13 protein-coding genes are annotated in these 14,239 nt (G+C 59.0%); 5 read left to right on the top strand and 8 right to left on the bottom strand.

All coding sequences use genetic code 11. The features are described 5' to 3' along the window. Position 1: 1 nt before the first annotated feature. Positions 2 to 889 (top strand): heme o synthase, encoded by an 888-nt coding sequence (gene cyoE, locus ACIPLA_RS22370; protein WP_123501053.1) that lies wholly within the window; start codon positions 2 to 4, stop codon positions 887 to 889. A 275-nt stretch (positions 890 to 1,164) separates the two neighbouring features. Here cyoE and ACIPLA_RS22365 read toward each other — a convergent pair whose 3' ends face one another. The 4 genes from ACIPLA_RS22365 to ACIPLA_RS22350 form a co-directional block, all read right to left on the bottom strand. Next, entirely contained in the window at positions 1,165 to 1,869 is a 705-nt protein-coding gene (locus ACIPLA_RS22365; RefSeq protein WP_192346090.1) for a hypothetical protein, read from the bottom strand. Between the two features lie 136 nt (positions 1,870 to 2,005). Next, positions 2,006 to 2,521, bottom strand: a complete 516-nt coding sequence (locus tag ACIPLA_RS22360; protein WP_401176012.1) for a hypothetical protein — start codon at positions 2,519 to 2,521, stop codon at positions 2,006 to 2,008. A 67-nt stretch (positions 2,522 to 2,588) separates the two neighbouring features. After that, on the bottom strand, positions 2,589 to 4,112 hold the full coding sequence (locus ACIPLA_RS22355; RefSeq protein ID WP_401176009.1) for a sensor histidine kinase: 1,524 nt from the start codon (positions 4,110 to 4,112) through the stop codon (positions 2,589 to 2,591). Continuing rightward, positions 4,109 to 4,825, bottom strand: a complete 717-nt coding sequence (locus tag ACIPLA_RS22350; RefSeq protein ID WP_401176007.1) for a response regulator transcription factor — start codon at positions 4,823 to 4,825, stop codon at positions 4,109 to 4,111. The genes ACIPLA_RS22355 and ACIPLA_RS22350 overlap by 4 nt, the downstream gene beginning before the upstream one ends. 153 nt (positions 4,826 to 4,978) lie before the next feature. Between ACIPLA_RS22350 and msrB the strand changes: the two genes are divergently transcribed. Genes msrB through msrA form a run of 3 tightly spaced genes read left to right on the top strand, consistent with a single transcriptional unit; the run spans position 4,979 to position 8,075 of the window. Next, entirely contained in the window at positions 4,979 to 5,494 is a 516-nt protein-coding gene (gene msrB, locus ACIPLA_RS22345; RefSeq protein WP_401176004.1) for a peptide-methionine (R)-S-oxide reductase MsrB, read from the top strand. A gap of 43 nt (positions 5,495 to 5,537) precedes the next feature. Continuing rightward, positions 5,538 to 7,325 carry a cytochrome c biogenesis protein DipZ gene (locus ACIPLA_RS22340; protein WP_401176001.1) on the top strand — a complete coding sequence of 596 codons (1,788 nt, stop codon included), beginning with the start codon at positions 5,538 to 5,540 and terminating at the stop codon, positions 7,323 to 7,325. A gap of 42 nt (positions 7,326 to 7,367) precedes the next feature. After that, entirely contained in the window at positions 7,368 to 8,075 is a 708-nt protein-coding gene (gene msrA, locus ACIPLA_RS22335; RefSeq protein WP_401175998.1) for a peptide-methionine (S)-S-oxide reductase MsrA, read from the top strand. Between the two features lie 6 nt (positions 8,076 to 8,081). On the opposite strand, the gene ACIPLA_RS22330 is transcribed toward msrA, so the two are convergent. Continuing rightward, positions 8,082 to 9,095 carry a sensor domain-containing diguanylate cyclase gene (locus ACIPLA_RS22330; protein ID WP_123501067.1) on the bottom strand — a complete coding sequence of 338 codons (1,014 nt, stop codon included), beginning with the start codon at positions 9,093 to 9,095 and terminating at the stop codon, positions 8,082 to 8,084. A 135-nt stretch (positions 9,096 to 9,230) separates the two neighbouring features. Then, on the bottom strand, positions 9,231 to 10,136 hold the full coding sequence (locus ACIPLA_RS22325; RefSeq protein ID WP_123501069.1) for a LysR family transcriptional regulator: 906 nt from the start codon (positions 10,134 to 10,136) through the stop codon (positions 9,231 to 9,233). 102 nt (positions 10,137 to 10,238) lie between these two features. Here ACIPLA_RS22325 and ACIPLA_RS22320 point away from each other — a divergent pair, with 102 nt between their 5' ends. Further along, positions 10,239 to 11,414 carry an aspartate aminotransferase family protein gene (locus ACIPLA_RS22320; RefSeq protein ID WP_401175993.1) on the top strand — a complete coding sequence of 392 codons (1,176 nt, stop codon included), beginning with the start codon at positions 10,239 to 10,241 and terminating at the stop codon, positions 11,412 to 11,414. A 63-nt stretch (positions 11,415 to 11,477) separates the two neighbouring features. Here the strand turns inward: ACIPLA_RS22320 and ACIPLA_RS22315 are convergent, their stop codons facing one another. Continuing rightward, the gene (locus ACIPLA_RS22315; protein ID WP_192346074.1) at positions 11,478 to 12,005 is read right to left on the bottom strand and encodes an adenylate kinase; all 528 of its coding nucleotides are present in this window, start codon (positions 12,003 to 12,005) and stop codon (positions 11,478 to 11,480) included. A gap of 16 nt (positions 12,006 to 12,021) precedes the next feature. After that, positions 12,022 to 13,959 carry an alkaline phosphatase D family protein gene (locus ACIPLA_RS22310; RefSeq protein ID WP_401175990.1) on the bottom strand — a complete coding sequence of 646 codons (1,938 nt, stop codon included), beginning with the start codon at positions 13,957 to 13,959 and terminating at the stop codon, positions 12,022 to 12,024. Positions 13,960 to 14,239: the final 280 nt, after the last annotated feature.

Genomic DNA, 14,239 nt, shown 5'->3' with positions numbered 1-14,239 from the left:
GATGTCCTTGAAGCACTTTATCCAAATCACCAAACCGGGGATCATTTTCGGTAACGTGCTTTCAGTGGCAGGCGGATTTTTCCTGGCCTCCAAAGGGCATGTCGATCTGGCCATTTTCCTGGCCGCGATGATCGGCACGTCCCTGGTGGTCGCTTCCGGTTGCGTGTTCAACAACTGCATCGACCGCGACATCGACCTGAAGATGGAACGTACCAAGAACCGTGCGCTGGTCCAGGGCCTGATCTCCCTGAAACTGGCCCTGGCTTTTGCGACCATCCTTGGTGTTTTCGGCGTTGCACTGTTGTACAAGGTGGCCAACCCGTTGGCTGCACTGTTCGCGGTGATCGGTTTCGTCATCTACGTCGGTTTCTACAGTCTGTACCTCAAGCGCAAGTCGGTTCACGGCACGCTGGTGGGCAGTCTGTCGGGGGCGATGCCGCCGGTGATTGGCTACGTGGCTGTGACTAACAGCTTCGACATGGCCGCACTGACGCTGCTGGTGATGTTCAGCCTGTGGCAGATGCCGCATTCCTACGCCATCGCAATCTTCCGCTTCAACGATTACCTGGCCGCATCGATTCCGGTGTTGCCGGTGAAGCGCGGGATTCAAGTGGCCAAGAAGCACATCCTGCTCTACATCCTGGCGTTCCTCGTGGCGACCTTGATGCTGACCTTCAGCGGCTACGCCGGCATGAGCTACCTCGCCGTCGCCGCGGCCATGGGCATGTATTGGTTGTACATGGCCTGGACCGGTTACAAGGCAGTGGATGACACGGTCTGGGCACGCAAGCTGTTCGTGTTCTCGATCTTCACCATTACCGCGTTGAGCGTGATGATGTCGCTGGATTTTAAAGTGCCGAGTGAGCTGTTGCTGACTTACGCGCCTTAAGCGTCGGATGCTGTAAAGAAAAGCCCCGCCCTTCGAGAGAAGGGCGGGGCTTTTTGTTGGGTTGTCCTGATAGACCGCGTCGCCACCTTCGCGAGCAAGCCCGCTCCCACACTGGATCGGCGTTGCCACATTTTTTGTGATCGATGCCGAGCCAATGTGGGAGCGGGCTTGCTCGCGAAGGCTGCGCCGCGATGTATCAGAAAAAAGTTAATAGGCGAACAGGCAATAAAAATCCCCGCTCTGATGGCGGGGATTTTTGTGTGCAGCGTATAGCGTTACTGCGCGGCGATGCTGTAGCCGTCGAACGCGGTTTGCTGTTGAAGCGCGGTGATGATGTTCTTGCGGTTGACCGCTTGTTCGGCCCCGGCATTGTCCAGGAACGTCTCGCTTTCCAGCTCCGCCTCATCGCCGTCGCCGACGAAAGTGAAGCCCAGGAACTCCAGCGCTTCTCGGTCAACGTTCAGGCGCGAGCGCGGGGTGCGCAGGGGCAGGGTGACGCTGATGCCGTCCTTGCTGATGGTGAACACTTCGACGTCTTTCTTGGCGCGAGCCGCTTTGCTCTTGCCGCTGCTCGGGTTGCTGATGGCCTGGTGAGTCTGGTTCAGTACCTTCAGCGCCAGGCCGTAGACGATTTCCTGGAACGCCGGGTCGTCCTTGAAGCTGGACAGAATACGGCTGATCGGGAATTTGCTGCTCAGGTCTTCCAGGGCGGCAATGTCGGCCGCTTCGGCATCTTTCAGTTGCTTGAGTTCGCCCATCAATTCGTAGGCTTTATCGTCGTCGAAGCTGTCGTGAGCCTGGCGAATCGCGGCGCGCAGTTCGCGGATCTGGTCGCTTTCCCGGGTGGATTGAAAAGCATCCAGAACCATCTCGCTGATGGTCTTGGCCTGAGGCACGTGTTGTGAAAGATTGATGGAGTTTTCGTATTCCGCTTTGGACGACAAGGTGACTACGGATTCAGCGGTATTGGAATCGGACATTGAAATTTCACTACTTCTTTTAACTTGGATTGAGGCGAGAAAGCACGAAGCCTTTTCAGGCCGCCTAATCTATTGGACCGAGGCTGCGTTGTCACGGATGAACAGGCGGCTGGTCAGCATTTTTGGCGAGGGATTTTTAACTGGCAGCCATTTTGGAGCGTTGCGCCTGAAGCTCCAGCAACAGCCGATAAAGTTTCAGCGACCGTCCGCAGATCAATCCATAGACAAACCCCGACGCTGAAGCCTTGAACAGCAACACCTCAAGCGTAGCGGCCTGTTCTGGATGCACGTCGTCCTGATAACCGAAGTAAAAGTTTACGGCAAAAAACAGCTGGTAGAGCACCAGCGTCTTCCAACTGCCAGGCACGATCAACCCGGTTTCCGGATCATCCAGCTCCACGCCCTTGCGTGAAAAAAACACCAGCGCCGCGAGGCTGCCCAGCAGAAACGTGACCAACCAGCAACCCACCGAGAGCTGAGGGTTCAGCGTGAGGTTCAATGAAAACAGGGACCATGCCAGCAAGGCCGGCGGAGTGACAAGTAATGCGGCTTTGCTTTCATGGGTCGGATATAGCGCTTTGACCCCGAAGTAACACAACACCAAAAAAATCACGTAAACCCACAGCGGGATGTTTTGCAGGGTGATGAGCATTGCGCAGCGTTCCTTGCCGAAAAATGAGGACCGGGATAATAGCCGTTGCTGTGGCCAAAGCTGTCGACTATTTCCTCATTGCGTTCGGATTCGTCGACCGAACGGCCCGGTGCTCAGCGGTCTGCTCATCCACCGGTAACGAGAAGCGAAAGGTCGCGCCGCGTCCGGGAATATCTATCAGATGGATCTCTCGACCGTGCAATTGCAGGATCCGATGCACGATCCGCAGCCCCAATCCGCCATCGCGCCGTGCGCCGCCAATGTTGAACGGGCGCAGGAACAGACCTTCGCGCAGTTCTGGAGCGATTCCCGGGCCGGTATCGCTGACGGTGACTTCGATGAAAGACCCTTGAGGGCGCAGGCTGAGTTCGATTTCTCCACCTTGGGGCGTATGGCGCAGCGCATTGTCGAACAGGTTGGTCAGTACCCGCTCGATCAACCCAAGATCTGCGCAGGCCGCCGAGACGTTGGGGGCGAAGGTGGCCTTGAGTTCGATCTGGCGCGCTTCGGCGCTGAGTTCGAATTTCTGAAAGATGTCCTGCACCAGATCGGTCAGGGAGAAGCGCTCCAGCACCGGTTGCACGAAACCGTGTTCCAGGCGCACCAGTTCCAGCAGCGATTGCGCCAGGCCGCCGACCTTGCGGCTCTGATCCAGGGCGATCCCCAGATAACGGCGGCGGTCGGCGGGGGACAATGTGGCGTCCTTGAGCGACAGGGTCTCCAGGTAACCGTGCAGCGAGGCCAGCGGTGTGCGCAGGTCGTGGGAGATGTTTGCCACCAGTTCGCGACGTTCCTGATCCTGACGGGTCAGCGAGCGCCATTGTTCGCCGAGGCGCGCTTGCATCTGCCGGAAGGCTGCGTCGAGGATGGCAATTTCATCGTGGCTGGCGGCTTTTTCTACCGGTTCAGGCTCTGGTTCGGGCGAGGCGGACGGCACGCCGTTGATGTCGAACTGACTGACTTTTTCGGTCAGGCGGCGCAATGGCCGGGTGATCAGGCCAAATGCGGTGAGGCCGGCAATCAGGCATAGCAACGCCACCAGCCCAATGGACAACAACGCTGTATTGAGCGCTGCGCTGGTTGCGCCGCGTTCGGCGAAGCGATCGTGCTCTTCACTGAGCAACACCACATAGAGATAACCGGCCGGCTGACCATTGACCCGCAACGGCGCAGCACTGAAAACCTTGCTGCCATCAATGCTGCGCGGATCGTCGCCGAGAATCGGCAGGGCCTCGCCTTTGAGCAAACGCTGGATTGGCGCCAGGTCGACTTGCTCTCGGCGTATTCGGCCCTCGGGCGCGGCGCTGCCGACAATTCGACCCCCGGTGTCGAGCAGATAGACCTCGACACTGGGGTTGACCAGCATCAGCTGGCTGAACAGTTCGCGCACGGCATTGGGCATCGGGCCATTGCGGTCCATCAGCACGGTGTCGTGGGCGATGTGTTGCGCCAGATCCCGCGACAACCCCTGCACCACTTCCAGTTCATGCATCTGGTTGGAGCGCACCTGCATCCATGCCGAGGTGCCGCAGCACACCAGCAACAGCACGGCGAACACCAGGGACAGGCGTTGGGTCAGGGTCAATTTCATGGCTGATCTGCGCTCGTCGCGAATTTGTAACCGCGACCCCACACGGTGAGGATGCGCGCCGGTTGCGCTGGGTCGGCCTCGATCTTGGCCCGCAGGCGGTTGATGTGGGTGTTGACCGTGTGCTCGTAGCCTTCGTGGCTGTAGCCCCACACCGCGTTGAGCAGGTCCATGCGCGAGAAGACCTTGCCGGGCTGGCGGACGAAGAAGTACAGCAAGTCGAACTCCCGCGGCGTGAGGTCAAGACGACGGCCATCGAGGGAGACTTCACGTGTGATCGGGTCGATGGACAGGCCATCGCTGATCAGGCTGCCAGCGTCCATTTTCAGGTTGCGGGCCATGGCGTCGACCCGTCGCAGCAATGCCTTGACCCGTGCCACCAGCTCGAGCATGGAAAAGGGTTTGGCCAGGTAGTCGTCGGCACCGAGTTCCAGCCCCAGAATCCGATGGACTTCGCTGGAGCGCGCACTGGTGATGATGATCGGTGTGTAGCGGGCCATGGCCCGGGCGCGGCGGCAGATTTCCAGGCCGTCGACGCCGGGCAGCATCAGGTCGAGAATCAGTGCGTCCCAGCTTCCTTGCTGCAGCAGTCGCATGCCCTCATCGCCATCGGCGCAGTGCACCACCTCGAACTGCTCATCGCGCAGATGCAGGCAGATAAGGTCGGCGATAGGCAGGTCGTCCTCGACCACCAGGACGCGTTTGGTCGGTTCCATGGAGCTCAATCCCTCGTGACGCAATGAACAACATTGTGCGGCTTTTCCTGAGGCTGAGTTATCACGAATTGTTTAACTCCTCGTGAGGATTTGGCGATCAACTCAAGCCTAGGCTGTGTTCCATGCAAGGCACCTGGAATTTTGGAGAAGGCCATGTTTTCACGGCGACAGTTTCTTGTAGCGAGCGGCGGGCTGGGGGCTGCGGCCCTGGTGGTTGGTGTATTGCCAAAATTTTCCGCAAGCGTCGTGCTGTTCGATGAGGCCCACGCGAAGGAGGTTTTCGAGGTGACTCACAGCGATAGCGAGTGGCGCACGCTGCTTAGCGCCGAGCAGTACGAGATCCTACGCGAAGAGGGCACCGAGCGGGCCTACAGCAGCGCACTGAACAACGAGCACCGCAAGGGCGTCTTTGCCTGCGCCGGTTGTGATCTGCCGTTGTTTTCTTCCGACACCAAGTTCGACAGCCGCACTGGATGGCCGAGCTTCTGGGCGCCACTGGACAACGCGGTGGCCACCCGTCAGGACCGCTCCTTCGGCGTGCTGCGCGAAGAGGTTCATTGCCGTCGTTGCGGCGGTCACTTGGGCCATGTCTTCGAGGACGGGCCAAAGCCCACCGGTCTGCGTTACTGCATGAACGGTCTGGCGCTGACTTTCAAACCGCAGGCGTAATCCATGGGCACTTCCTTTCACTCACTTCATGCAGGTCGACGTTATGTGGCTTCTGGTCCTCGCTTATCTCGGTGGTGTGCTGACGATCGTCAGCCCGTGCATTCTGCCGGTATTGCCCTTTGTCTTCGCTCGCACCGGGCAGCCGTTTATCAAGAGTGGCTTGCCGCTGCTGGCGGGGATGGCGCTGACCTTCGCGCTCGTCGCCTCATTGGCGGCGGTGGGCGGCGGTTGGGTGGTGCAAGTCAATCAGTACGGTCGCTGGCTCGCGTTGCTGTTCGTTGCACTGTTCGGGCTGACGCTGTTGCTGCCTCGGTTGGCCGAGCGCCTGACGCGTCCATTGGTGGCGGCCGGTGGTCGGCTGTCGGAAGCCGCGGCTCTCGATACCCGGCCGCGCCCCGGCGCTTCGTTGCTGATCGGTGTCGCCACGGGCCTGCTCTGGGCGCCCTGCGCCGGGCCGATTCTGGGCCTGCTGCTGACTGGCGCGGCGCTGCAAGGGGCAAACATCGCCACCACCTTGTTGCTACTGGCTTACGCGGCCGGCGCCGCCACCTCTCTCGCCGCGGCACTGCTGCTGGGCGGTAAAGTCTTCGCCGCGATGAAGCGCTCGATAGGCGCAGGCGAGTGGCTGCGTCGAGGCTTGGGAGGCGCGATGCTGGCGGGTGTAGTGGCGATCGCCTTGGGGCTGGATACCGGGATTCTGGCGCGGGTCTCGACAGCCTCCACCGGCGATATCGAGCAGGCGCTGGTAAATCGGCTGGCCGGTCAGTTGCCGACCGGCAGTGGGGCGATGATGTCGCAGATTCCACGGGGCGGCGATCAACCTGCCGGCAGCATGAAAATGACCGCCAAGATACCGGGCGAACTGCCGATTGAAGGCAACCTTCCATCGCTGGACGGCGCTGTGCAATGGCTCAATTCACCCCCACTCACCGCCCAGGCCTTGAAGGGCAAGGTCGTGCTGGTGGATTTCTGGACTTACTCCTGCATCAACTGCCTGCGCACCCTGCCGTATGTGAGGGCCTGGGCCGCGAAGTATCGTGATCAGGGCTTGGTGGTGATCGGCGTCCATACGCCCGAGTTTGCCTTCGAACGTGATTTAGGCAACGTCACCAAAGCCATGAAAGACCTGGGTGTCACTTATCCGGTGGCAATCGATAACGACTACAAGGTCTGGCGTGCTTTCAACAACCAATACTGGCCGGCCCACTATTTTGCCGATGCTCAGGGGCGCATTCGTTACCACCACTTTGGCGAGGGCAAATACGCCGAATCGGAGCGAGTGATTCAACAACTGCTGCGTGAGGCGGGCGCCGAGAAGGTCGCAGACGGGCTGATCAATGCTCGTGCCGAGGGCGTCCAGCTCGCCCCGGACATGAGTGAAGTGCAATCGCCGGAAACCTATATCGGCTACCGACGGGCGGAGCATTTCGTTGCTCAAACCGATCTGGCGCCAGACAAGATGACGGCCTATAGCCCGCCGTCCCGACTGGCCCTCAATCACTGGAGCCTGGAGGGCCAATGGACGGTCGGTCCGGAGCGGGCCGTTTCGAACGCACCGGCCAGTCGAATCGTCTACCGCTTCCACGCTCGCGATCTGCATCTGGTATTGGGCCCCGGCGCTGACGGCAAACCGGTGCGTTTCAACGTGTTGATTGACGGCAAGCCCCCAGGTAGTGCCCACGGTGTTGACGTGGCGCCGGATGGCAGCGGCAGCGTTACCGAGCAGCGGTTGTATCAATTGGTACGCCAGACCGCAGGTGTAAAGGACCGGACATTCAGCATTGAGTTTCTCGATCCGGGTGTGTCGGCGTATGCATTTACGTTTGGTTGATAGCCGTTTGGTCGATAACCCCATTCATTCAGGAGACAAGCCATGAGAACCTTATTTAACTGGCGTCGCACCCTGCTGGGATTGGCCGCGGCCAGTGTTATCGGTCAGTGCGCCGCGTTTTCTTTCGCAGGCGTCGAAGAGGCGGTCATCATTGCGCCACCAACCCTCGACGAGAACACTGAAGCCCGCAGTGAAACGGCAATTTTTGCCGGCGGTTGCTTCTGGGGCGTCCAAGGGGTATTTCAACACGTCAAAGGGGTGAAGAACGCTGTCTCCGGTTACGCGGGTGGTACAGCCGACACCGCTCAATACGAGCGGGTCAGCAATGGCGATACCGGTCATGCGGAGGCCGTCGAAGTCACCTACGATCCGGCTCAAGTCAGTTATGGCAACCTGTTGCAGATCTATTTCTCGGTGGCCCATAACCCCACCGAACTCAACCGCCAGGGGCCGGACCGCGGCACTCAGTATCGGTCGGCGCTATTCCCGAAAAGCACCGAACAGCAACGCGTCGCCCAGGCTTACATCGCCCAGCTAGACGCTGCCCATTCGTTCAACAAACCCATCGTCACCAAACTGGAAACCTACAACGGCTTCTACCCGGCCGAGGAAGAACATCAGGACTTCCTGACCGAACATCCGACGTACCCCTACATCGTGATCAATGACCTGCCGAAAGTGGCGCAGTTGAAGAAGTTGTATCCGGATCGGTATCAGGAGAAGCCGGTGTTGGTGAAGGCAGGCATGTAGGCAAGCTCACCCCGAAATCACATTCTTGCCCGCAATCTTCGACCGATACAGCGCCTGATCGGCCCTGGCCAGCAACCCTGTCTGTTGCTCTTCTTCAAAGCGTTGCACCACGCCAAAACTCATGGTGACTTGATAGTCCCCGACCGGCAGCAAGCTCGACAGGCTGTGACGGATTTTTTCAGCGAGTGCCCTGGCGTCGGCCAACGAGGTGTTGGGCAGGATCATGATGAACTCGTCGCCGCCCCAGCGCGCCAACAGATCGCCTTCGCGCACGCAGTGCTTCACGCTCTCGATCACCTGCACTAAAGCCGCATCACCCAACGCGTGGCCGTAGTGATCGTTGATGTTTTTGAAGTCATCGATGTCCATGGCGATCAGTGACAGCGGCTGGCGGAAGCGTTGGGCGCGATCGCATTCCAGGGGCAGGGCTTTTTCCAGGCGATAGCGATTGGCGATGGAGGTCAGTACATCGGTTTCCGCCAGTTTGCGGTTTTCTTCGAGTTGGATTTGCAACTGCTCATTGACCCGAGACAACTCGCGAGTGCGTTCTTCGATGATGGCTTCGAGGGATTGATTGCGCCGTTCCATTTCTTCGAACAGGCGTTTCTTGTCTTCGATACTGCGGTGCGCGCCGACCATTCGTGCCACCGAGCCGTCGGCATTACGTGCCAGCACATAGCCGCGATCTTCGATCCAGATGTAAGTGCCATCGCGCATGCGGCAGCGATACTCGGCTTGATAGCCGGGTGCGCGCTGATTCAGGTAGTCATCAAACAGCGCCATGACCCGCGAGTAATCGTCGGGGTGGATCACGTTTTCCCAGGTCAGCACGTTGTTATCCAGGGAATGAGGCGGATAGCCGAGCATCTCGTACCACCCGGGGTTGCGGTAGACGAACCCGGTGTTGGCGTTCCAGTCCCAGATGCCATCGCTGACCAGTTCCAGAATGGTGTGCAGCATGTCTTCGTTAAAATCTGACAGATTGAACTTCAACGGCTCGATATTCGATGCCTCACCCATCATCGGTCTCCCTGCCGAACTGATATCAACGTGACTCGCCAGTCGAGGAGATTAGTTCATGGGGTATTGCCCCTGCTAGAGGGCGTTCTCAATTAGTTTCCCCAGCGCGGCGGGGAAACTAATTGAGAGCGCCCCCTACTGCTTGCCCCACCTCTGCAGCGCAAAGTCGACGAAGCTGCGCAATTTCGGCAAGCGGTAGCGGTCTTGGGCGTACACCAGGTTCATCGGACGGCTGGGCAGTTGGTAGTCCTGCATCAAGGCCACCAGTTTTCCGTCCTGAAGGTCCTGCTCCACCAAGGCATCGGGCACCATCACGATGCCCATCCCGGTGCGCGCCGCTTGATGCAGCCCCGCCGAACTGTTGATCAGCATCGGCCCGCTGACCTCCACCATGACTTCGCCTTCGGGTCCCCTCAGGCGCCATTGTTTGGCTACCGAGTGCCAGTCGTCTCCGGCCGGGTAGGCGAAGGCCAGGCAGTCATGGTGTTGCAGGTCGGTGGGTTTTTCAGGAGTGCCCCGGCGCGCCAGATAGTCCTTCGATGCGCACAGGGTCATCGTGTAGTCGATGAGCGGGCGGGCGATCATGTTGGACATCTCGGTAGTGCCCAAGCGAATCGCCACATCGAAACCGTTGTCGAGCAGATCCAGGCGCTGGTTGGTCAACACGACGTCGAGTTTGACCTGCGGACAGCGCAAGGTGAATTCGCTCAGGGCCGGCGCCAGCCGTTCGGTGCCGAAGGTCAGCGGTGCGGTGATGCGCAGGGTGCCGCTCGGCTCGTCGAGTGTCTGTTCGGCCAGGCGTTCGGAATCGGCCACCAGCCCCAATACCTCAAGACAACGTTGATAGTACGCCGTGCCGAATTCCGTCAGCCGCTGGCGTCGTGTCGTACGGTTAAGCAGGCGCACACCCAAACGTTGCTCCAGGGCCCGAAGATGATTGCCGACCATGGTCGTGGACATTTCGCACTGCAAAGCGGCGGCGGTCATGCTGCCGGCTTCCACCACTCTTACGTAAACGGTCATTGCCTGGAACAAATCCATTATCAATCCCAGCTTTAAAATGATTGAAGTGTTGCAGTGTTTATCCAGCTCAGGTGGCTAACCATACTGCAAAAACACCGACTATTAATGGAGTTTGATGTCATGACCGCCGCCTGCCTGATGAGCACTTATCAACCCTTGGCCCTGAGTTTCAGCAAAGGCCTGGGCACACGCTTGTGGGATCAGGCCGGTCGCGAATATCTGGACGCGGTGGCGGGTGTGGCGGTGACCAACGTCGGCCATTCCCATCCGCGAATCGTGGCAGCCATCAGCGAACAGGCCGGGCTGTTGTTGCACACCTCCAACCTGTACAGCATCGACTGGCAACAGCGGCTGGCGCAGAAACTGGTTCGGCTTTCCGGCATGGATCGGGCGTTCTTCAACAACTCTGGCGCCGAAGCCAACGAAACCGCGCTGAAACTCGCGCGGCTTTACGGCTGGCACAAACGCATCGAGCAGCCGCTGGTGGTGGTCATGGAAAACGCCTTTCACGGCCGTACTCTTGGCACCCTGTCCGCCAGTGACGGCCCGGCGGTTCGCTTGGGGTTTAACCAATTGCCGGGGGACTTCATTAAAGTGCCATTCGGCGACCTCGCTGCGTTGGAGGCGGTCCAACAAGCCCACGGTCCACGCATCGTGGCGATTCTGATGGAGCCGGTTCAGGGCGAAAGCGGTGTGCAAGTGGCACCGCCCGGTTATCTGAAAGCGGTACGCGAACTGTGCAACCGGCGCGCCTGGCTACTGATGCTCGACGAAATCCAGACCGGCATCGGCCGCACCGGCCAGTGGTTTGCGTTCCAGCACGAGGGGATTGTCCCGGACGTCATGACGCTGGCCAAAGGCCTTGGTAACGGCATTCCTATCGGGGCCTGCCTGGCCCGGGGCAAAGCCGCCGACCTGTTCACCCCCGGCAGCCACGGCAGCACATTCGGCGGCAATCCATTGGCGTGTCGAGTGGGGTGCACCGTGCTGGAGATCATTGAGGAGCAAGGGCTGCTGGAAAACGCCAAACTGCAGGGTGAACGCTTGCTCGCCAGATTGCGCATCGAATTGGCCGATGATCCCAACGTTCTGGCGATTCGCGGCCAGGGTTTGATGATCGGCATTGAACTCAAACAACCGATTCGTGACCTGACCCTGATTGCAGCCCGCGATCATGGCTTGTTGATCAACGTGACACGGGGCAAGACCATTCGCCTGCTGCCACCGCTGACGATTGATGAGCGGGAAGTGGAGATGATTGTCAGAGGCGTTGGTCGGGCGGTGAGCGCAGCCTGACTTCTATTGAATGTATGCATTCCCCTGTAGGAACGGTGTTCGCGTGAGTGGAATCGGGAACGATTAGTCGATTTGTTGCATCGTACTGACGAAAGTCGTGACTTCATTCCGATTCATCAGTTGAAGTTTCGAACCGCTAAACCCTGCGAACAAGCGCTGATGCGCGGCAAATCCACTGGAATCGCCGCGCATACGGTAGCTACCCGCCCAGTCCTGTAACGCTATCAGCAACTCGTCACTATCATCGCGCTCTGCTTCACGCTGGCGAATATGACTGACGCAGTCTTCGTCCTCCAGGCACAGCCAGATCAACGTCGTCGCCAGTTCCACCAGTTCACTGACCATCCATCCATACACACCCTCGATAACCCACCGCTCTTCATTCGCTGCCACCCGCGCCATTCCCAATGCTTCGGCGCGGGGACGAGCGATGCTGTGTTCATCGGATATCCAGTGGATCAGGTCGAGATCGATCCAGGGTACTTGCAAGTGCTCTGCCAGTCGTTTGGCCAGCCAACTCTTGCCCGAGCCGGAGTTGCCGATGATTAGGGTTCGGGTGAGGTTCATGGTGTGCAGGTAATAATTGCTCATGGCAACTCGGCCAAAGTCATTCAACCGCTTCGGAAATTTCAGGCGCCACCATCCGCGTCTTCGGCGAACCATCCGCGTTGTGCTGATAAATATCCTGCGGCTGGCCTTTTTCATTAAAGAACACCTGGCCGATCCCCGCCGAATTCCATAACCGCTCGCCCGCCTCGGCATGCTCTGGAACATGCGGAACAATGCGCATCCGCCGACGCTTGGTCAGCCAGTTCAGCGGCGAACGGGGAGAGTAGAGCCAGCGGTTGAGGCGGTCGAACCATTCGAGCAGCGCAGGCGGAAACTCGTTTTTGATACCGCTGCTGGTGATCTGCCAGATTCGTGGGCCAGCCTTGCGGTGTCGGATCAATACTTCGTAGACGAAGGAATAATGCACATCACCGGACAGCACCACGTAGTTACCGGGAGTGCGGGAGTGTCGGAAAATGTTCAGGATTACCTGGGCGGCGCCGCGATGGGCCATCCAGTTTTCGGCGTCTACCAGCAACGGATAGCCGCACCAACTAAACACCCGTTGCACGGTTTCGATCAACTTGACGCCGAAAATCGGTGCCGGCGAAACGATGATCGCCGAGGGATGATCGAGCAATTCCTGCTGCAGCTCGCTGAGCGCTTCCCAATCCAGCAGACCGGACGGTTGCTTGAGCGTCATTTCGCTGCGCCAGCGCCGAGTGCGAGTGTCGAGCACCACCACCGCAGGGCGAGTGGGCAGCACGTAATGCCACTTCTGAAAGCTCAGCAGCTCGTCGATCAAGCTATCCTGGACATCGCTGTCCAGGTAAGGATCTTGCCCCGAGGCACTCAATAGGCGGGTTTTTTCCAGCATGCCGCCAAACGCTCCCGGGTTGTTGCCCCAGCCTTGGCACAGCATGTAAGCGAGCAGCGCGTTGCCGATGATGCGCTTGGAGAACGGATGGCCGTAGGCCGTTTCCTCCCATTGCGCGGAAAGATTCCAGTCATCGGTAATGTCGTGGTCGTCGAAAATCATCAGGCACGGCAGGTGCGCCATCGCTCGCCCAACACCACCCAGCCCCATCTTGAACGCATCGATGCGCGTCTGCTCCAGGGTATAGCGCTTGCGTCGTTCGGGCGTCAGTGCCGGTGGTTGCGGCGCGATCAGTGTCCAGGACGTGGGCGACCATACTAATAGGTACATGGCCATGACCTCGGCGAAGGTCACCAAATGGTTGTCGGCGCTGCTACTGGTAAAGATCGGCTTACGCGCTCCACCGAAAAATCGTTCGCGCAGGGTTTCGTTGCTCTCAAGCGCCGGTAACAAATCCGCACGATGGTAGTAACTGGCCGGGTGCTCGTAGAGTTTGGCGCTGTCGCTGACCACTGCACCGTCGAGGTGTTCGCCGAACAGCCCCAGACGCTCGATCAAGGCATGAATTGCCCGCAACATCGGCCCCGCGACATCATCCGCATACACCTGATCGCCGCTCATCATTAATAGCGCGGGGCGCTTGCAAGCCTCCGGCTCAGACTCCAGCAATCGATCGACGCACAGCAAACCATCGGCAGCAGGGTAGTGAGGTTTGCGGCAGGAGCCATGGAGTAATTGATCGATCCGCGAGCGCAACACGAAATTCGGACATTGCGCCTCGCCATATAGTAGATGAGGCGCCCATTCGAGAATGCCCGACTGAGTGCCATCCGCGTCGGTGATCAGCAGATCGTACTCGATCAACGTATCGCAGGGCAGGGCGGCATCCAGTGGCACATCTATCAAATGAATAAAGGCATGAGTACCGACCGGGATGATCGTGCATTGCCCTGCATCGAGACGGATGTCGACCCCTTGCAGGCGCAGCGTCAGCGACAGCGCCCGCGACCCCACCAACCACAGTACCAGTCGCGTGGGTTCCAGGCGCCGTAATAGCGGACCGACGAGGACCGGTGGCAATGGGGAGTGATCGGCAGGCAATGGCAAAGATACGGACATCCGGGTTCAAGACTCTTGGTGCAGAGAGGCGGGCGATGATAACGCAGCCAGGGGTGAGGATTGAGCCTTGTCCATCACTGGGGTGTCGCTTAATAGAAGCAGAAATCAGTGCTCGCCTTGAAGGGCTTTGCTAAGGGAAAAAATAATCGCAGCAGGTGGTTGACCACGAAATTAAATACTGTACTATTCGCCTCCCGCTAACGAGAGATCGGAAGCGCAAGTGGTTGAAGTTGTTGAAGATTCCCAAGCGAAACTTTGAAAACTTCTGAAAATAACCGCT

Origin of the sequence: Pseudomonas sp. NPDC086112 (genome assembly GCF_044746425.1) — a bacterium.
GTDB lineage: Bacteria > Pseudomonadota > Gammaproteobacteria > Pseudomonadales > Pseudomonadaceae > Aquipseudomonas.
Note: the sequence above shows the minus strand (reverse complement) of the source record. Positions and strands in the feature narration are given on the sequence as shown.